Source organism: Kitasatospora sp. MAA19 (assembly GCF_029894125.1).
Classification (GTDB): domain Bacteria; phylum Actinomycetota; class Actinomycetes; order Streptomycetales; family Streptomycetaceae; genus Kitasatospora.
Window position 1 is genome coordinate 165,054 of the sequence record NZ_JARXYZ010000002.1, and the last position, 18,670, is coordinate 183,723.

Below are 18,670 nucleotides of genomic sequence, written 5' to 3' on the forward strand. Positions count from 1 at the left end.
GCCCCCGCCTCCGGATCCCCCGCCGGCCGGGTGGCCCCCTCGTTCTGACCACTCATCCTCATGCCCAGTTGACGGCGTTTGCAACAGTGTGCGTCCGATCACGTGGGGTGAAAGGGGCACGGGGAGGTTCACGTGATCCAACTGCCCGCGCCGGACAGGTTTGCGAAGCGCAGAGCCTGTTTGCGCGCCCGCCCCCGCCCGATCCCGCGCACACCCGGCGCCCGGGCGCCGGCACCCGCCGTCCTCCCACTCCCCGCCACTCCCCGCCGCGCCCCGCCGCGCGCCGGGCCCCAGCCGGGGCGCGGCGCCCGCTCCCGCCCCTCCGCGCGGGTGGCCTCCCCCGCCGCGCGGCCGGTCTCGCCCCCTCCACGCGGCCGGCCCCAACCCGGCACACGGTCGGTCTCACCCCGGCACGCGGCCGGTCTCACCCCGGCGCCCGCCCGGCGAGCCGAACCCCACCGGACGGGCAACGCTGGACACGGCGGCCCGGTCCGGGTTCAATGGCCCGAGATGTTTGAACGACGTTCTAACATCCTTCCGAAGCCGACCCCCCTGCCCCCGGCGACCGCGAGCGAGGAACCGTGCGACTGACCCCCACCGAGCGGGACCGGCTGCTGATCTTCACAGCAGCCGAGCTGGCCCGCGCCCGCCGCGCCCGGGGCGTACGCCTCAACATCCCCGAGGCGACCGCCCTGATCGCGGACACCGTCTGCGAGGCCGCCCGCGACGGCAGGCGACTGGCCGAGGCCATCGAGGCCGGCCGCAGTGTGCTGACCGCCGACGACGTACTGCCCGGCGTACCGGACGTCGTCACCGTCGTCCAGGTCGAGGCGGTCTTCGACGACGGCACCCGCCTGGCCGTCGTCAACGACCCCTTCAAGGGCGCCGGCTCGCTCGGCGACGAAGCCCCCGGCGGCGCGCTGATCGGCGACGGCGCCGGCTACGACCCGGTCGAGGAGACGGTGCTGCTCCCCGTCCACAACACCTCCGAGGTGCCGATCTCGGTCACCTCGCACTTCCACTTCTTCGAGGCCAACCCGCGCCTCGCCTTCGACCGCGCCGCCGCCTACGGCACCCACCTGGCCGTCCCGGCCGGCTCCTCGGTGCGCTTCGACCCGGGCACCACCGTCCAGGTCGGCCTGGTGCCGATCGGCGGCAAGCGCGTCGCGATCGGCTTCGCCGGCCTCGTCGACGGCCCGCTGGACGCACCCGGCGCGAAGCAGGCCGCCCTGGCCAAGGCCCGCGCGACCGGCTACCTGACCACCTTCGACGACGCGGAGGTGCCGTCGTGACGTCCTTTTCCCCCCACGACTACATCTCGGTGCACGGCCCCCGTGCCGGTGACCGGATCCGGCTCGGCGACAGCGGACTGATCGTCCGGGTCGAGTCCGACTCCCAGGAGCCCGGCGAGGAGTTCCTGGCCGGCTTCGGCAAGACCGCCCGTGACGGCCTGCACCTCAAGGCCGCCGCCGTCCGCGACACCTGCGACGTCGTCATCAGCAACGTGCTGGTCATCGACGCCGTGCAGGGCATCCGCAAGACCTCGATCGGCCTGATCGCCGGCCGCATCGCCGCCATCGGACGCGCCGGCAACCCCGACACCCTGGCGGGTGTGGACGTCGTGGTTGGCACCGGCACCACCATCGTCTCCGGCGAGGGCCTGATCGCCACCGCCGGCGCCGTCGACACCCACGTCCACCTGCTGTCGCCGCGGATCATGGAGGCCTCGCTGGCCTCCGGCGTCACCACCATCATCGGCCAGGAGTTCGGCCCCGTCTGGGGCGTCGGCGTCAACTCCCCCTGGGCCCTGCGGCACGCCTTCAACGCCTTCGACGCCTGGCCCGTCAACATCGGTTTCCTGGGCCGCGGTTCCTCCTCCGACGCGGCACCGCTCGTCGAGGCCCTGGTCGAGGGCGGCGCCTCCGGTTTCAAGGTCCACGAGGACATGGGCGCCCACACCCGCGCCCTGGACACCGCGCTGCGCGTCGCCGAGGAGTACGACGTCCAGGTCGCCCTGCACACCGACGGCCTGAACGAGTGCCTCTCCGTCGAGGACACGCTGAAGGTGCTGGAGGGCCGTACGATCCACGCCTTCCACATCGAGGGCTGCGGCGGCGGACACGTCCCCAACGTCCTCAAGATGGCCGGCGTGCCGAACGTCATCGGCTCCTCCACCAACCCCACCCTGCCCTTCGGCCGGGACGCCCTGGGCGAGCACTTCGGCATGATCGTCTCCGCCCACGACCTCAAGACCGACCTGCCCGGCGACGCCGCCATGGCCCGCGACCGCATCCGCGCCGGGACCATGGGCGCCGAGGACGTCCTGCACGACCTCGGCGTCATCGGCATCACCTCCTCCGACGCCCAGGGCATGGGCCGCGCCGGCGAGACCGTACGCCGCACCTTCGCCATGGCCGGCAAGATGAAGGCCGAACTCGGCCCCCTGGACGGTGGATACGGCACCACCGAGAGCGGCGACGACAACGAGCGCGTCCTGCGCTACATCGCCAAACTCACCATCAACCCCGCCATCGCCCACGGCCTCGCCCACGAGGTCGGCTCGATCGAGACCGGCAAACTCGCCGACATCGTCCTGTGGCGCCCCGACCACTTCGGCGCCAAACCCCAGCTCGTCCTCAAGGCCGGCTTCCCCGCCTACGGCGTGGTCGGCGACCCCAACGCCTCCACCGACCGCTGCGAACCCCTCGTCCTCGGCCCCCAGTTCGGCGCCCACGGCGCCACCGCCGCCGACATCTCCGTCGCCTTCGTCGCCCAGGCGGCCGCCGACGGCGCCTACCTCGACCGCCCCGCCGACGGCCTGCCCACCCGCCGCCGCCGCGTCGGCGTCCGGGGCACCCGCGGCATCGGCCCGCGCGACATGGTCCGCAACGCCCGGGTCGGCCAGGTCGACGTCACCGAGACCGGGCTGGTCTCACTGGACGGCTCGCCGCTGCGCTCCGAACCCGCGGACAGCGTCTCGCTCAGCCGCCTCTACTTCCTCTGACCCTCCCCCACCTTCCCCCGCCTTCCCCCGCCTTCCCTCCAAGGACCGCCAGATGACCACACCCACGCCTGCCTCCCTCGGCTACCGGATGCCCGCCGAGTGGCACCCGCACGACCGCACCTGGATGGCCTTCCCGACCGCCAACCCCACCTTCGACAGCCCCGAGAACCTGCACGCGGGCCGCGAGGCCTGGGCTGCCGTCGCCAACACCATCGTCCGGTACGAGCCGGTCACGCTGATCGTCAACACCGGCGAGACGGCGGAGGCCCGCACGTACGTCTCCGAGCAGGTCGAGATCGTCGAGCGCCCGCTCGACGACGCCTGGATGCGCGACATCGGCCCGTCCTTCCTGATCGACGGCAAGGGCTCGCTGGCCGCCGCCGACTGGATCTTCAACGGCTGGGGCGCCCAGTCCTGGGCCCGCTGGGACAAGGACCAGCACATCGCCGAGCACATCAGCGAACTGACGAAGGTTCAGCGCTTCGCCTCCCGGCTGATCAACGAGGGCGGCGGCATCCACGTCGACGGCGAGGGTACGGTGCTGGTCACCGAGACCGTCCAGCTCGGCGAGGGCCGCAACGCCGACTGGACCAAGGAGGAGGTCGAGGCCGAGCTGCACGCCTTCCTCGGCACCACCAAGGCGATCTGGCTGCCGCGCGGACTCACCCGCGACTACGACGAGTTCGGCACCCGCGGGCACATCGACATCGTCGCCTCCTTCGTGCGCCCCGGTGTCGTCGTCGCCCACGTCCAGCCGGACCCCTCCCACCCGGACCACGCGGTCTGCCAGGAGCTCGTCGCCATCCTGCGCGCCGCCACCGACGCCCAGGGGCGGCCGCTGGAGGTCATCGAACTGCCCGCCCCCACCGTCCTGCTGGACGAGGACGGCGAACCGGTCGACTACTCCTACATCAACCACTACGTGGCCAACGGCGCGGTGGTCCTGTGTGCCTTCGACGACCCGCGCGACCAGGAGGCCGCCGCCATCCTCGGCCGGGCCTACCCGGGGCGCACCGTCGAACTCGTCGACGCCCGCGAGATCTTCGCCAACGGCGGCGGGATCCACTGCATCACCCAGCAGCAGCCGCAGGCCGTCTGATCCCCGACCACCGGAGCGGGGGCGCCCCCCCGCTCCGGTGGCGTACGGACCCGTTCCACCGAGGGAGAGCGACACACATGGCGGACGCCCGCCCGCGCCGACCGGCGCGCCCCCGCGAGGAGGTCTTCGCCACCGCCCGGGCCGCGATCGCCGAACACGGGCTCGCCAGACTCACCATGGCCGGACTCGGCAAGCAGCTCCAGATGAGCGCCGGACACCTGCTCTACTACTTCGGCAGCAAGGACCAGCTGCTGCTGGAGACCCTCCGCTGGAGCGAGGACCAGCTCGGCGCCCGCCGCCGCGACGCCCTCGCCGACCGCTCCCGCGACCCCTGGCAGCGGCTCGACGCCTACCTGCGCCTCTACCTGCCCGAGGGGGCGGGCGATCCGCGCTGGATCCTCTGGGTCGAGGTGTGGGGGCGCTCGCCCACCAGCGCCGAGATCCGCCGGGGACAGCAGGAGATCGAGGCGCCCTGGCAGGCCGACCTGGTCACCCTCATCGAGGAGGGCACCGCCACCGGCCACTTCACCCCCGGGCCCGCCGCCGACCGCGCCGCTCAGATCCGCGCCCTCCTCGACGGCCTGGCCGTCCCCATCGCCATCGGCCTCCCGGAGTCCCACCGCCCCGCCGCCCTCACCCAGGCCACCGCCGTCACCACCATCCTCCTCCGCGCCTGACCCCGACCCGCCGGGGCACGAATATACCGACCGGTCTACAGATTTCCCCTGGCGTTGCGCAGGCCGTCACCGCGCCCACTCCTGCGGCCATTCCTGCTGCCCCGGCCCCGGCCCCGGCCGGGAAAGATAGGTCGGTCGGTCTACATAGTCGACACCCGCAGGGAGGACCCGCGCGCGAGAAGTCGGACCCGCCGACTTCTCGCGCAGCCGGCCGCGCGGCCCTGCGGCCACCTGCTGGGAAATATGTCGGTCGGTCTACATATTTTGCCCGCACCGGGAGGCGCCCGGATCGGGCTAAGTCTTGTTCAGGTAGGTGAGGACGGCGCGGACGCGGCGGTTGGTGTCGTCGTCGTCGGTGATGCCGAGCTTGCCGAACATGGAGGTGGTGTACTTGCCGATGGCACTGTCGCTGAGGAAGAGGCGGCGGCCGATGGCCTGGTTGGACAGCCCTTCGGCCATCAGGCCCAGCACGGTGTACTCGCGCTCGGTGAGCCGTTCGAGCCCCCGGTTCGGGGCGCTGTTGGACAGCAGTCTCGCGATGACGGCCGGGTCCATGGCGGTCCCGCCGTCCGCGACGCGCTCCAGGGCGCCGATGAACTGGTCGGCGTCGAACACGCTCTCCTTGAGGAGGTAGCCGACGCCGCCGGAGCCGTCGGCCAGGAGCTCCCGGGCGTACAGCTGCTCGACGTGCTGGGAGAGGATGAGGACCGGCAGTCCGGGCATCTCGCTGCGGGCAGCGAGGGCCACCCGCAGTCCCTCGTCCGACTGGGTCGGCGGCATGCGGACGTCGATGACGGACACGTCCGGGCGCCACCTCCGCAGCGCGTCGAGCGTCTCGGGCCCGGTGGCGGCCGTCGCCACCACTTGGTGCCCGCACGCCTCGATCAGGCGGACCATCCCGTCACGCAGGAGGTACAGGTCTTCGGCTACAACGATTCGCATGGCACCGTCATCCTGACACGGGTCGGACCACCCGGCGGACTGGTGATCTCCAGGGTGCCGTCGAAGACCGCGAGGCGGCGGCGCAGGCCCGCGAGCCCGCCGCCGGCCCGGGCGTCGGCCCCGCCCCGCCCGTCGTCCTCGACCTCGACGACCACCGCGGCGGCGCCCGCGGCGACGAGGCCGGTGTCGTCCCGCGTGAGAGAGATGCGCGCCCGGGAGGCCCGGGCGTGCCTGACCGCGTTGGTCAGCAGTTCGGCGACGCCGAAGTAGACGGCGGATTCGATCGGCGGGTCCAGCCACAGCGGGGCCGCCGCGCTGACGGCCACGTCGAGGGGGACGTCCAGGGCAAGGGCACGGACGGCCTCGACGAGCCCCCGTTCGTTCAGCACCGGCGGGCTGATCCCCCGGATCAGGTCGCGGAGTTCGGCCAGTGAGGCGGTGGCGCCGGCCTGCGCGTCCCGCATCAGGGCCCTGGCCTGGTCGGGGTCGGTCTCCATCAACTTCCCGGCGGTCGCCAGGGAGAGCCCGAGCGCGACCAGGCGGGCCTGCGCCCCGTCGTGCAGGTCCCGCTCGATCCGGCGGATCTCGGCGGCCTGCGCGATCGTTGCATCCGCGCGCTGGGCGGTCAGCTCCTGGACCCGGTCCGCCAGCGCCATCGCCGGCGAGGGGCGCAGGAAGCGGACGGCCACCGGCACGACGGGCCGCCAGGCGTACGGGGCGGAGGCGACGGCCACGACCGCGCCGAGCACCCCGGCGAGGCGCGCGACGGGCTCCGGCCGGCCGAGCCCGAGGACCGCCGCGGCCACCCCGGCCGGCGGGAGGCACGCGACCAGGCCCGCGGTGAGCGGCGCGATCCCCGCGAACCGCAGGTCACGCCAGTTGGCCGGGTCCCGCCACCGGACCCGCCACCGCTGGTCCATGAGCGCGTCCCGGCGGGTGCGCTCGTAGGAGAAGCCGTTCCACCAGAACCCGGTGGACATCCGCGTCACCGGCCCGGCCTGCCGGTATCCGGCGGGGATCACGGTGGCGGTCCACCGCGCGACGAGGAGGCGGACGATCCGGCAGACCGGGCGGGGCAGGACTAGCGTGCCCACGCACACCAGCACGAACGGCGCCGTCCACGACCACGGGTTGCCCGCCCCCCACCAGATCCCCAGCGCCACGGCGGCGGCCCACACGGCCGGGAGCAGCATGCAGACGGCCGCCACGACGCACGCCCGCACGAACCCCACTCCGGCGCGCGCCACCCACGAACCCTGCTGTCTCATGACCCTCCCCTTCCGTACAGTGCTCCCACTCTGCACCGCGCGGAGCCCGCCGCCGCCCTGACCGGCCGGGGAGTGGGGCCAGCCCCACCCACCCGTGGGTCCAGACCGATACCGCCCCGGCGAGGCGCTTCGTAGCGTCGGTGGACATGGACACCAACACGTACAGCGCGCCAGAGGCGGCGCTCCTCCACGACTCCCGTACCCGGCAGGCCTTCGGCACGGTGAGGAACAGCATCACGGTCTACGGCGCGCTCGGCGGCGCCGCCCTCCTGGCGGTCGTCGCGGTGGCGGTCGACGGCCACCTGGTGAACACGTTCATGTGGGTCCGGGCGGTGCTGCTGCCGGTGGTCGCCGTGCTGGTCCACCGGCTGGCCGGCTCCGCCGCCCGGGGATCCCGCCGGGCCTTCGAGCGCCTGAGCGCCCTCACCCTGATCATGCCGATCGCCATCGTCGGCGTCGACCTGATCCCGGGCGTCTGCCCGCGCTGGTACGCCGCGATACAGGTCGTCTGCATGCTGCCCGTCGTCCGGGCCGCGTTCGCCGTCCGCGGCTCCGCGCTGCGCGCCGCCTTCCCCAAGGCGCGCTGACCGGCGTCACTCGGTCCAGATGGCGGCGGCCGTGCGGTCGTCGGCGTAGCCCTTGGCGCGGACCTGGACCTGGCGGAGGAAGTCGACGGTGCCGGGTGGGTGCGGGTGGGCCCAGTGGGTGGAGAGGAAGTGGGCGACGGCCGGCTCGTCGGCGATCGGGCGGGCCAGGCCGGGGGTGCAGAGCAGCAGGACGTCGCCGGGGGTGGCGGGGACGAGCCGGAAGCGGAACGGCCTCGGTTCCTCCGACGGCTGCTGCGGGCCGTCCGGGTGGTGCAGCAGGCGAGCCGCGTACGCGTCGATCCAGTGGCCGGAGCGCAGCAGGTAGAGCCCGCCCGGTCCGACGCCGAAGGCCGCCCGGTGGCCGGCCGCCGGGTCGAGTGACAGCAACAGGCAGTGCAGCGAGGCCGGGGACGGCGCGTCGTCCCCCTCCCCCCCGGGTGCCAGCGCGCGCAGCGGCGCGACGGCACCGGTGGCGAGCCGCTGGAGGCCGTAGCGGAGCCGGTCCCGGGCGCCGTCGCGCAGGTCGGCGGCCAGGCCGTCCCGGCTGCGGCCGATCGCGGCGGCCAGTTGGCGGCAGGCCTCCCCGGTGCTGGTCGCGACGGCTGCCGGGGCGACCGCCTCGTCTGCGGCGGTGCCGGTCCGGTCGATGCCGGCGAGCACGGCGAGCAGCAGCCCGTCCGGACCGTCCCCGAACCTGGTGATCAGCAGTGTGTCCCGGCGCGACTCGCCCCGGTAGCGGGCGGAGTCGCCACGGACGGAGACGGCGCGCAGAACGGACGGCCCGTACTGCGCGCCCTCCAGGACGGTGTCCGGTACGAGCGCCCCGAGCGCGCCCGGGTCCGATTCCGGTACGGCGGTCGGCTCCGGCCCGTAGGTCGGCGGCCGTTCGCCGATGTGCGGCACGGCGGGCCCGCTGTCGGCGAGCGGCGAGCGGACGGCCGGGCGCGGGTCGGGGACGGTGGCGGTGGCGGTGGCGGTGGCGGTGGCGGTGACAGGAGTGTCCGGTGCCGGCTCGGGTGCGGGGGCCGGGGCGGGTTCCGGTTCGGCCTCGGCCTCGGGTACCGGTACCGCTTCGGGCTCCTCGGCGGCGGCCGGTGCTACGGGGGCTGGTTCCGGCTCGGGCTCAGGAGCCGGTTCAGGAGCCGGTTCGGGGACGGGCTTGTCCAGGGAGACCGGGGCCGGGGCCGGGGCCGGAGCGGGTTCGGGCTTCGGGGCATCGGGGGCGAAGGACGGGGCGGGGAACTTGTGGGTCTCCGTGGTGTCTGTCCACTGGTCTCCGATGACGCCGATCGCGGTGTCGAACCAGTCGTCGATGCTGTCCCGTTCGAGTACCTCGTCCGCCGCAGGCTCCGGGACCGGCTCCGGCTCGGGCTCCGATACCGGTTCCGGTTCCGGGACCGGCTCGGCCGTACGCTGCTGCCCGATGAGGCCGACCGCCGTGTCGAACCAGTCGTCCACGCTGCCGTCGCCGGGGTCGGCGTGCGGAGTGTCGGGGAGGGTGCCCGCCGGGCCGTCGTAGACCGTGTCCCACCAGCCGTCGTCCGACCGGTGCGGCTGTGCGGGTGCACCCTGCTTGCTCATCTGGCGGCTCCTGGTCGGTCCGTGGTCGCGCCGCCCCCGGCGGGGCCGGACTCGACGTCATTGTCTCCAAGTGCAACGACGCTGTCCGGGTTTCGGCGACAACCGGTCAGCAGCGGGATGTTCCCGGCCACCGCATCCGCCTCCACACCCACCGCGCGCCCAGGACACGTTCACCACCGCGTTCACCGCCGCTTTCGGCACCACGTTCACCGCCACGTTCGGTCCCGTTCCGTCCATGCTTGCCGGATGTGCCCGGAGCAGGGCGTTTCCTGGGCGTTCGGCCCCGGGAGCGGCCGAAAATGGGGGTGGAGGAGGGGCATCGCTTCACTCGTTCGGCTGATTAAATGTGCGCATGACCGCGTCGGCCCCCAGCTCAGCCCGACCGGGGAGGGCCGCACCGGCGGGCCGCCCGGCGGCTGCGCTGTGGGTCCTGCTGCTGGTCGCGCTGCTCACGGCGCTGCCGTGCGCGGGCCAGGCGAAGGCGGTCGGCGCGCACGCCCAACCGGCACCGACCACCGTCGCCGCCACCGTCACCGCCACGGCGGTCTCCGGCCACGCCCCGCACACCGGCCCCGCCACCACGGCGTCCGACCAGCGCCAGCGTGCCGAGGAGCAGCGGCACTGGACGTGGTGCACGGCCGACGGCGAGCCGCCGCGCCGTGACAACGGCTGTTCCAGCCACCCGTACTGCCCCCAGGACGCCCAGCTGCCGAACCCGCCGCCGCATCCGCAGCCGGCCGCGTCACCACTCACGCCGGCGGTCGAGACGCTGCCCAGGGTGGTGCCCGCCGGGCTGCTCGACGCTCCGCATCCGGCGCCCGATCTGCACGAGCTGCAAGTACACCGGTCCTGAGCGGAACCCACCGCCCGGCATCCGCCGGCGGATCCGCCCCTCCCCCCTCTTCAGCTGACCGCCGCGCCACCAGCAGTGCGCGGCGGGGACAAGGACAACCACCATGGGTTCCGCCTCGAAGCAGTCCAGCAAGCAGTCCGGCAAGCCCGGCCCGAACGACCGCCGCGCCCGGATAGCCGAGCTGCGCGCCGTCGAGCAGCGCCGTGACCGCCGCAACAAGATCATCGCCTCGGTGACGGCCGGTGTGCTGGTGATCGGCGCGATCGCCGCCGGCACCTGGATCGTCATGGACGCCAACCAGAGCAAGAAGGACAAGCAGGTCGCCGCCAACGCGGACATTCCGGGCGTGCAGACCTTCGGCGACCTGAGCCGCAACCACGTCAAGGACAAGGTCAGCTACCCGATGACCCCGCCGGTCGGCGGCGACCACAACGCCATCTGGCTGGACTGCATGGGCCACGTCTACGACCAGCCGGTCGAGAACGAGCGCGCCGTCCACTCGCTGGAGCACGGCGCGGTCTGGGTGACGTACAACGGCAAGGCGACGCCGGACGACATCAAGACCCTGTCCGACAAGGTCAAGACCACCCCGTACTCGCTGATGAGCCCGTACCCGGACGAGAAGGGCACCATCACCCTGAACGCCTGGAGCACCCAGCTGATCGTGGACAGCGCCAGCGACCCCCGGGTGAACCAGTTCTTCACCAAGTACGTCCAGGGCAAGCAGACCCAGGAGCCGGGCGCCTCCTGCACCATGGGGCAGATGTGACCGCCGGCTCGGGCCTTCCCGAGGACGGCTCCGAGAGCACCTCCGCGGACGCCGCCGCGAACGCCGCCGAGGAGTTCGCCTCCGAGAGGTTCGCCTCCGAGGAGTCCGCCGGCGAGGCCGAGGCGTCCCGCCCGGCCCGCCGGCGGCTGTGGTGGCCGGCCGCGCTGGCCGCCGCGCTCGCGCTGGCGCTCGGGGTGCCCGCCCTGGTGGCGAGCGGGACGTCGGCGTCCGGGTCGGCCTCGGTGGCCGTCCCGGCGGACGACTCACCCGAGGCCGGGTTCGCCCGGGACATGGCGACCCACCACCAGCAGGCGGTGGACCTGTCGTTCATCGTCCGGGACCGCACCAGCGACGACGCGACGCGCACCCTGGCCTTCGACATCATCAACACCCAGGCCAACCAGCGCGGGATGATGATGGGCTGGATCGACCAGTGGGGGCTGTCGCAGCACTCGACCGCCAAGCCGATGGCGTGGATGAGGATGGGCCACGACTACCAGGCCCACGACGGTTCGCTGATGCCCGGCATGGCCACCAACACCCAGCTGGCGAAGCTGCGTTCACTCAGCGGCCGGGACGCCGAGGTGTACTACCTGCAGCTGATGATCGAGCACCACAAGGGCGGCGTCGAGATGGCCCAGGGCTATGTGGACCTGGCGAGGAACGACGCCGAGAAGCGGCTCGCCCAGTCGATGGTGGTCGCCCAGACCTCGGAGATGCAGCTGATGACCGACATGCTCCAGGAGCGCGGCGCCGCCCCCGGCGTGCCCGCCTCCTGATCCGCCCCCTCTCCCCGCTGTTCCCCGGACGGCCGGAGCGCGGTCGACGGTCCCGTACCGTCCGTACCGCGCCCCGGCCGTCCGACGTCCGCTGAGAACCCCTGGAGATCCGGATGACCCCCGACGCACCCTGGCTGATCGTCGGACTGGGCAACCCTGGCCCGTGGTTCCGGCTGACCCGGCACAATGCGGGCTTCCTGACCGTGGAGCGACTCGCCGAACGGTACGGCGCGCGGTTCCGGCGGCGCGGGATCGGCGCCCTGGTGGCGGCGATCGAGGTGGACGGCCACCGGGTGGTGCTGGCCAAGCCGCAGTGGTTCATCAACCTGTCCGGCCGCCCGGTGACCGGCCTGATGCGGCGCCACGGCGTCCCGGTCGAGCACCTGGTGGTCGTGCAGGACGACCTCGACTTCGCGTTCGGCACCGGAAAACTCAAGCGCGGCGGCGGCCCCGGCGGCCACAACGGCGTGCGTTCGGTGGGCGAGGTGCTCGGCACCCGCGACTTCGTACGGCTGCGCTTCGGCATCGGGCGCCCGCCGAAGGGGCAGAGCATCGGCGACTTCGTGCTGAAGAAGTTCTCGGACGCCGAACAGGCCGACCTGCCCGGAGTGTTGGACCGGTGCGCGGACGCGCTGGAGACCCTGGTACGGCGCGGCCTCAACCGGGCCCAGGACGCCCTGAACGTCCGTACGGAGGCATAGGGCAGGGCCTCACGGAAACCTCCGGCCTCACGAAGGCTCAGGCAAGGCGGAAGGCTCAGGCCTGGCGGACCGGCCGGGTCAGGGCGACGGCCGCCACCGCGACCGCCGCGAGGGCGAGCAGCACCGTCCGGCCGCCGGACGCCGCGCCCGCCAGGTGGACGCCGAGGACAGGCAACGCGGTGCCGAGCGCCGTCCCGAGGCTGCGGGCCATGTTCACCATGCCGCCGCCGACCGCCGAACACTGGGCCGGGATCGCCCGCATCACCAGCGCGTTGTTGGCGGGCAGCAGCAGGCCCAGCCCGTAGCCGGCGAGCAGCAGCGGGGCCGCCACGGCCGGTCCGGAGACCGGCACCAGGGCGAACAGCAGCAGCCCGGCGCCCGCGAGCACCGCGCCGGCGCGGCAGCGGGCGACGTCCGACCAGCCGCGCGGCAGCAGCGCGCCGCCGACGGTCGCGGCGAGCGCGAACGCGGCGGGCAGCAGGGTGATCAGCAGGCCCGCCCGAGCCATCGGCACGCCCGCGCCGGTGAGCAGCACCGGGCCGAGCACGAGCGGGCAGAACAGCAGCAGGTAGCCGATCAGCGAGACCACCAGGCCGGATCGCACCCCGGGGGTGTTGACCAGGCCGGGCGCGAGGATCGGCCGGGCGGCCCGCCGCTCCTGCCGGACCAGCCCGAGCGCGAGGACGGCGGCGGCGAGCAGCAGGGCGGCGACGGCCCAGCCGGGCAACGGCAGTCCGGATGCGGTGGACAGGGCGAGCAGCAGCGCGGCGGTGGAGCCGGCGAGCAGCAGGAGGCCGGGCAGGTCGAAGCGGCCGCCCGCGCCGCCCGCGCCGTCCGCCGGGGAGCTCGCGGCGGCTCCCGCGAGCGGGCTCCCGGCAGGCACGCTGTCGGCGGGCACGCTGTCGGCGGAAACTGCGAGGGCGCTCCCGGCACGCGCCCCGAGCGGGCTCCCGACCCTGGTGCGGGGCAGCAGGAACCAGCCGGCCAGGATGCCGAGCACCCCGATCGGCACGTTGATCCAGAACACCCACCGCCAGGAGGCGTGCTCCACCAGCAGCCCGCCGAGGCTGGGGCCGAGCGCCAGGCCGAGCCCCTGCGCGGCCGCCTGGATGCCGAGCGCGCGCCGCATGGCGTGCTCCGGGACGCCGCGCGCCACCAGGGCGACGCTGTTGGCCTGCATCATCGCGCCCCCGACCGCCTGAACGGCGCGGAAGCCGACCAGGACGCCCAGGCTGCCGGCGCATCCGGCACCGAGCGAGGCCAGGGCGAAGACGGCGAAGCCACCGAGGTACATGGTCTTGCGGCCGACCAGGTCGGAGAGCCAGCCGACCGGGGCGAGCAGGGCGACCAGCACCAGGAGGTAGGCGAGGGCGACCCATTCGACGGCCGCGAAGCCTGCGTCGAAGTGCCTGCCGAGGGCCGGGAAGACGAGGGCGGTGACGCTGGCGGTGAGCTGTCCGAGGAAGGCGCCGAGACAGACGGTGCCGACGGCCAGCCAGTGGGCGTGGCGCCAGCCGGCTACGCCGCGCGGCCGGGGCCGCTCGGTGAGCAGCCTCGCGGCAAGGGCGGTGGCGTTCATACCGCAAATATATCTGATGCAGACATGTTCTTTCTACGAGCTGCTCGCCCTCCGACGGGAGTCCCGGACGAGGGCGACCAAGGGGCGGACAGCGCCGCCGGACCGGCCCGTACCAGGCGATACGCTGTCCGCCATGCCGTCGTCACCACACGTTCCCGACCCTGCCACCGAAACCCCCGGAGCAGCGGTCGAACACGCCCGGCGGCTCACCGACACCGTCACCCGGCTGCGCCGTGCCCTGCGCAGCAGCATCCGCACCGACTACCCGTGGGAGTCCCTGCCCATGGCGCAGGTCGAACTCCTCCAGACGCTCGCCGCCGCGCCCCTGCGGGTCGGCGAACTCGCCGCCCGGCAGCGGCTCGCCCCGAACACCGTCAGCGGGCTGGTCGGCAAACTCCTCGAAGCCGGGTTCGTCGACCGCCAGGCCGACCCCGGCGACCGCCGCACCGCCCGCATCGCCCTCACCCCGGCCGGCCGGCGCCAGCTCGACGATTGGCAGCGCGCCCACGAGCGCCGCATCGCCACCGCCCTCGGCACCCTCGCCCCCGCCGACCGCGACGCCGTGGTCCACGCCCTGCCCGCCCTCGAACAACTCGCCCGTGCCCTGGCCGAACCGGGCCAGGGCCCCGAACAGGGCTGAGAACCCCCGGGCGCCCGGCGGCACCGCCTCAAGCGCTGGTCGCCTAAAACGCTGGTCACCTCAAGCGCTGGTCACCTCAAGCGCTGGTCGCCAAAACCGCTGGTCACCGGCCCGTACGGACCACTACCGTCCCCGGCATGACCACAGCACAGGTACTGATCGAGCCCTGGACGGACGCCGACCTCGCACTGCTGCGCCGGGTCAACACCCCGGAGATGAAGAAGCACGTCGGCGGCCCGGAGAGCCCGGAGCAGCTGCTCGTCCGGCACCGGCGCTACCTGGACTTCGTCCCGTCCGGCCTGGGCTGCATGTACCGGATCGTGCTGCTCCCCGAGGGCGAGGCCGTCGGCACCGTCGGCTACGGCACCCGTACCTGGGAGGGCGAGACCGTCCACGAGATGGGGTGGAACGTCCTGCCCGGCCACCAGGGCCGCGGCATCGCCGGCGCCGCCACCCGCGCCGCCGTCGCGGCCGCCCGCCGCGAGGCCGCCCACCGGTACCTGCACGCCTTCCCCTCGGTGGACCACCCGGCCTCCAACGCGGTCTGCGCGAAGGCCGGGTTCAGCCTCGTCGGCGAGACGGACTTCGAGTTCCCGCCCGGGCGGTTCATGCGCAGCCGCAACTGGCGGGTAGACCTGCGGGCCCCGGCAAGCATGCGCTAGAACCAGGCATGCGCTAGAACAGCGTGCCGCTCTCCAGCTCCAGCAGCCGGCGCTTGCGGTCCACGCCCGCCGCGAAGCCCGTCAGCGAGCCGTTGGCGCCCATGACGCGGTGGCAGGGGCGGACGATGAGCAGCGGGTTGGCGCCCACCGCGCCGCCGACCGCTCGCACCGCGCGCGGCGACTCCCCGGCCAGATCGGCGAGTTGACCGTAGGTGACGGTCTCGCCGTACGGGATCTCGTCCAGGGCGGCCCAGATCCGGCGGCGGAACTCGGTGCCCACCGGGGCGAGCGGGAGGTCGAAGGTGGTGCGCTCGCCCGCGAAGTAGCCGGTCAGCTGGGCGACCGGCTCGGCGAGCGCCTCCGGGTCGAGGACCCAGTCGTCGGCGGGCTCGGCGAGCGCGTACTTCTGACCGGACGCGGTGACGGTGGCCAGCGCGGCCGCACCGCCGTCCTCGGGTCGGACGCCGCTCAGCAGCAGCCGACCGAACGGGCTCTCCATGGTGGTGTAGACGGTGGTGTTCATTGCTGTGCGTTCTCCGTTCCAGTGCTGGTGCTCGCGGGCCCGGCCCACAGTCGGTGGACGGCGTAGGAGCGCCAAGGGGCCCACGCCTCGGCCGCGCGGGCGGCGTTCTTCGGGTCGCCGGGGGCGCCGAGCCGGGTGAAACCGTGCTTGACGCCCACGTCGCTCGGGAGGAAGACGTCGGGGTCGGCGAGGGCCCGCATCCTCAGGTAGCCGACGGTCCAGGGGCCGATGCCGGGCAGGGCCAGCAGTCCGGCCGCGGCCTCCTCCCGGTCCACGCCGCCGTCGAGCCGGACCACCCCTTCGGCCAGGGCGGCGCAGAGGCCGGTGAGCGCGAGCCGGCGGGCGGCGGGCATCGCGAAGTCCTCGGGGTCCGCGGTGGCCAGCACCGCCGCGGTCGGGAACAGCAACCGCAGGCCGCCGTTCCGCTCGGGCAGCGCGGTGCCGTACTTCTCGGCGAGCCGGCCGGCCAGGGTACGGGCGGCGCCGACCGTGATCTGCTGGCCGAGGACGGCGCGGACGGCCAGCTCGTGCGGGTCCACGTGGCCGGGCGAACGAAGACCGGGGCGCTCCCGGACCAACGGGCCGAGCACCGGGTCCGCGCCGAGCTGCTCGTCGACCGCGTCCGGGTCGGCGTCCAGGTCGAACAGGCCGCGCAGGCGCTGGACGGCGGTCGGCAGATCGCGCAGGTCGGCGAGCAGCAGGCGGCAGTCGAGCCAGCCGCGGGTGCGCGGTTCGCCCGGCGCCAATCCGTCGACCTCGGCGATGCCGTGCCCGTACGGGAGCGCGAGGGTGCGCCGGTAGGTGCGGACGCCGGGACGGGCACCGGGGACGACCTCCTCCACGCCGGGGACGGCGCGCAGGGCGAGGAAGTCGATCAGGTGGTCACTGTCGAGAGCGCCGCGGTAGGCCAGTCGCAGGGTGAGGCCGCCGGCCGGGGTCGCGCTGCGGCGGCCGGCGGCGACCTCGGCGCGCAGCCCGGTGGGGGTGCGGTCGTAGACCTCGCGGACGGTGTCGTTGAACTGCCGCACCGAGGCGAAGCCGGCCGCGAACGCGATGTCGGTGACCGGTAGTTCGGTGGTCTGGAGCAGCAGGCGGGCGGTCTGGGCGCGGCGGGCTCGGGCCAGGGCGATCGGGCCGGCGCCCAGCTCGGCGATGAGCTGGCGCTGGAGCTGGCGGGCGCTGTAGCCGAGGCGGCCGGCCAGGCCCGCGACGCCCTCGCGGTCCACCACGCCGTCGCCGATCAGCCGCATCGCGCGGCCGACCAAGTCGGCACGGTGGTTCCACTCCGGCGAGCCCGGCACGGAGTCGGGGCGGCAGCGGCGGCAGGCGCGGAAGCCCGCCCCCTGGGCGGCTGCGGCGCTGGGGTAGAAGACGCAGTTCACGCGCTTGGGGGTCACGGCGGGGCAGCTCGGTCGGCAGTAGATGCCGGTCGAGGTGACGGCCGTGAAGAAGACGCCGTCGAAGCGGGCGTCGCGGCTGTCCACGGCTCGGTACCGGATGTCGTCGTCGATCACGTTGTCCAGTCTGCGGCACTGGGTGAGGGGTGACTGGCGGGAATCAGACATCACCGTTGGGGCTCTCCCCCCTCCCCCTCCCCCCTTCCCCTCCCCGCCCACCCACCTCCACGCCCAGGCCGCCCACCCACCACCCACCATACGCATGGCACCCACTGCGCGCCCGGCACCCATGTACCCGGACCGTCCGACCTGGCCGGACCGTCCCGCCCGTGCCCGCCCGTACCCGCCCGGGCCGGCCCCGTCCCGCACCGACCGGCCGGGCCGACGGCCGATCGGTGCGAGGGGTCAAGCCGAGCGGGCCTGGTCAGCGCTTCACCGGACCTCCCGCCGCTCGCATCGACTTGGTGATCGCCTTCCACTTGTTCAACCGGGCCTTGGCCACCCGGGCGTCCGAGCGGGAGGCGATCCACTCGTTCTCGCGCTGGAGCTTGAGGTAGCTGTCCATCCGGCGCTGCGGCAGGGTGCCGTCGGCCAGCGCGGCCTGCACCGCGCAGCCGGGCTCGGTGTGGTGGCCGCAGTCGTGGAACCGGCAGTCCTCGGCCAGCTCGGCGATGTCGGCGAAGGCCAGGTCCACGCCCTCGCCACCGTAGAGGCCGACCTCGCGCAGCCCGGGGGTGTCGATGAGCACGCCCCCGCCGGGCAGCAGGACCAGCTCGCGGGTGGTCGTGGTGTGGCGGCCCTTCTGGTCCACCGAGCGGGCCTCCTGGACGGCCATCGCCTCGACGCCGGCGAGCGCGTTGGTGAGCGTGGACTTGCCGACGCCGGACTGGCCGATCACGGCCGTGGTGCCGGGCGTGCAGGCGCGCAGCACGTCCATGCCCTCGTCGGTCTCGGCACTGACCACGAGCACGGTGACGCCGGGCGCGATCGCCTCGACGTCGGCGCGGATGAACTCGGCGTCGTCCACCAGGTCGGCCTTGGTGAGGACGACCAGGGGTTCGGCGCCGGACTCCCAGGCCAGGGCGAGGAAGCGCTCGATCCGGCCGAGGTCGGGATCGGCCGCGAGGGACGCGGCGATCAGGACGGTGTCGACGTTGGCGGCCAGCACCTGGCCGTCGGAGCGCTTGCCGGCCACCTTGCGGATGATCGCGGTCGAGCGGGGCAGCAGCGCCACCACGGCCGCCATCGGCTGGGCGTACAGGTCGACGGCGGCCCAGTCGCCGGTGCACGGGCAGTTGATCATGTCGGCGTCGCCGACCGGACGGGTGTCGAGCCGGACGGTGCGCGGCTCGCCCGTCTCCGGATCCGCGAGCACGGCGTCGCACTGGCCGCGGTCGACCCGGACGATCCGGGCCGGGACCAGCCCGGCCTCGGCGAGCGGCGCGAACTGCTCGGCGAGCTCTGCCGTCCAGCCGTAGCCGGACAGCGGCAGCGGCGAGTCACCGAAGGAGAACGAGGAAAGAGAAGAAAAAGAGGACGACGAAACGGAGGCAGCGTTGAACAACGCAGTGGGCCCTTCGGGAGGAGATCATCCCGGCGGGCAGCGGCT

18 protein-coding genes are annotated in these 18,670 nt (G+C 73.9%); 11 read left to right on the forward strand and 7 right to left on the reverse strand.

The window, feature by feature from the left end; translation table 11 throughout:
• Window positions 1-581 precede the first annotated feature (581 nt).
• From P3T27_RS03740 to P3T27_RS03755, 4 genes are all read left to right on the forward strand, one after another.
• Window positions 582-1,292, forward strand: coding sequence for an urease subunit gamma (locus P3T27_RS03740; RefSeq protein WP_280674266.1), 711 nt, complete (start codon window positions 582-584; stop codon window positions 1,290-1,292).
• On the forward strand, window positions 1,289-3,004 hold the full coding sequence (locus P3T27_RS03745) for an urease subunit alpha (protein WP_280674267.1): 1,716 nt from the start codon (window positions 1,289-1,291) through the stop codon (window positions 3,002-3,004). The genes P3T27_RS03740 and P3T27_RS03745 overlap by 4 nt, the downstream gene beginning before the upstream one ends.
• A 52-nt stretch (window positions 3,005-3,056) precedes the next feature.
• The gene (locus tag P3T27_RS03750; protein WP_280674268.1) at window positions 3,057-4,103 is read left to right on the forward strand and encodes an agmatine deiminase family protein; all 1,047 of its coding nucleotides are present in this window, start codon (window positions 3,057-3,059) and stop codon (window positions 4,101-4,103) included.
• Between the two features lie 77 nt (window positions 4,104-4,180).
• Window positions 4,181-4,780: a TetR/AcrR family transcriptional regulator gene (locus P3T27_RS03755; protein ID WP_280674269.1), complete on the forward strand. Its 600-nt coding sequence runs from the start codon at window positions 4,181-4,183 to the stop codon at window positions 4,778-4,780.
• Between the two features lie 294 nt (window positions 4,781-5,074).
• On the opposite strand, the gene P3T27_RS03760 is transcribed toward P3T27_RS03755, so the two are convergent.
• Together P3T27_RS03760 and P3T27_RS03765 are read right to left on the reverse strand one after the other, a co-directional pair.
• A complete protein-coding gene (locus P3T27_RS03760; protein WP_280674270.1) occupies window positions 5,075-5,722 on the reverse strand; it encodes a response regulator transcription factor in 648 nt (215 codons plus the stop codon).
• The gene (locus P3T27_RS03765) at window positions 5,707-6,990 is read right to left on the reverse strand and encodes a histidine kinase (RefSeq protein ID WP_280674271.1); all 1,284 of its coding nucleotides are present in this window, start codon (window positions 6,988-6,990) and stop codon (window positions 5,707-5,709) included. Before P3T27_RS03765 ends, P3T27_RS03760 begins: the two co-directional genes overlap by 16 nt.
• Before the next feature lie 146 nt (window positions 6,991-7,136).
• Between P3T27_RS03765 and P3T27_RS03770 the strand changes: the two genes are divergently transcribed.
• Complete coding sequence (locus P3T27_RS03770) at window positions 7,137-7,577, forward strand: hypothetical protein (protein ID WP_280674272.1); 441 nt, start codon at window positions 7,137-7,139, stop codon at window positions 7,575-7,577.
• 6 nt (window positions 7,578-7,583) lie between these two features.
• On the opposite strand, the gene P3T27_RS03775 is transcribed toward P3T27_RS03770, so the two are convergent.
• Window positions 7,584-9,158, reverse strand: coding sequence for a protein phosphatase 2C domain-containing protein (locus tag P3T27_RS03775; protein WP_280674273.1), 1,575 nt, complete (start codon window positions 9,156-9,158; stop codon window positions 7,584-7,586).
• A 352-nt stretch (window positions 9,159-9,510) separates the two neighbouring features.
• Between P3T27_RS03775 and P3T27_RS03780 the strand changes: the two genes are divergently transcribed.
• From P3T27_RS03780 to pth, 4 genes are all read left to right on the forward strand, one after another.
• Entirely contained in the window at window positions 9,511-10,011 is a 501-nt protein-coding gene (locus tag P3T27_RS03780) for a hypothetical protein (protein ID WP_280674274.1), read from the forward strand.
• A gap of 103 nt (window positions 10,012-10,114) precedes the next feature.
• Entirely contained in the window at window positions 10,115-10,780 is a 666-nt protein-coding gene (locus P3T27_RS03785; protein WP_280674275.1) for a DUF3105 domain-containing protein, read from the forward strand.
• Between the two features lie 194 nt (window positions 10,781-10,974).
• Window positions 10,975-11,559: a DUF305 domain-containing protein gene (locus P3T27_RS03790; protein ID WP_280674784.1), complete on the forward strand. Its 585-nt coding sequence runs from the start codon at window positions 10,975-10,977 to the stop codon at window positions 11,557-11,559.
• A 113-nt stretch (window positions 11,560-11,672) separates the two neighbouring features.
• A complete protein-coding gene (gene pth, locus P3T27_RS03795) occupies window positions 11,673-12,260 on the forward strand; it encodes an aminoacyl-tRNA hydrolase (RefSeq protein ID WP_280674276.1) in 588 nt (195 codons plus the stop codon).
• 55 nt (window positions 12,261-12,315) lie between these two features.
• Here pth and P3T27_RS03800 read toward each other — a convergent pair whose 3' ends face one another.
• Window positions 12,316-13,839 (reverse strand): MFS transporter, encoded by a 1,524-nt coding sequence (locus tag P3T27_RS03800; RefSeq protein ID WP_280674277.1) that lies wholly within the window; start codon window positions 13,837-13,839, stop codon window positions 12,316-12,318.
• Between the two features lie 133 nt (window positions 13,840-13,972).
• Between P3T27_RS03800 and P3T27_RS03805 the strand changes: the two genes are divergently transcribed.
• Together P3T27_RS03805 and P3T27_RS03810 are read left to right on the forward strand one after the other, a co-directional pair.
• A complete protein-coding gene (locus tag P3T27_RS03805) occupies window positions 13,973-14,479 on the forward strand; it encodes a MarR family transcriptional regulator (RefSeq protein ID WP_280674278.1) in 507 nt (168 codons plus the stop codon).
• A gap of 137 nt (window positions 14,480-14,616) precedes the next feature.
• On the forward strand, window positions 14,617-15,141 hold the full coding sequence (locus P3T27_RS03810) for a GNAT family N-acetyltransferase (protein WP_280674279.1): 525 nt from the start codon (window positions 14,617-14,619) through the stop codon (window positions 15,139-15,141).
• A gap of 13 nt (window positions 15,142-15,154) precedes the next feature.
• On the opposite strand, the gene P3T27_RS03815 is transcribed toward P3T27_RS03810, so the two are convergent.
• From P3T27_RS03815 to rsgA, 3 genes are all read right to left on the reverse strand, one after another.
• Window positions 15,155-15,664, reverse strand: coding sequence for a methylated-DNA--[protein]-cysteine S-methyltransferase (locus P3T27_RS03815; RefSeq protein WP_280674280.1), 510 nt, complete (start codon window positions 15,662-15,664; stop codon window positions 15,155-15,157).
• Window positions 15,661-17,229 carry an AlkA N-terminal domain-containing protein gene (locus P3T27_RS03820; protein WP_280674281.1) on the reverse strand — a complete coding sequence of 523 codons (1,569 nt, stop codon included), beginning with the start codon at window positions 17,227-17,229 and terminating at the stop codon, window positions 15,661-15,663. Before P3T27_RS03820 ends, P3T27_RS03815 begins: the two co-directional genes overlap by 4 nt.
• Before the next feature lie 256 nt (window positions 17,230-17,485).
• The gene (rsgA, locus tag P3T27_RS03825) at window positions 17,486-18,625 is read right to left on the reverse strand and encodes a ribosome small subunit-dependent GTPase A (RefSeq protein ID WP_280674282.1); all 1,140 of its coding nucleotides are present in this window, start codon (window positions 18,623-18,625) and stop codon (window positions 17,486-17,488) included.
• Window positions 18,626-18,670: the final 45 nt, after the last annotated feature.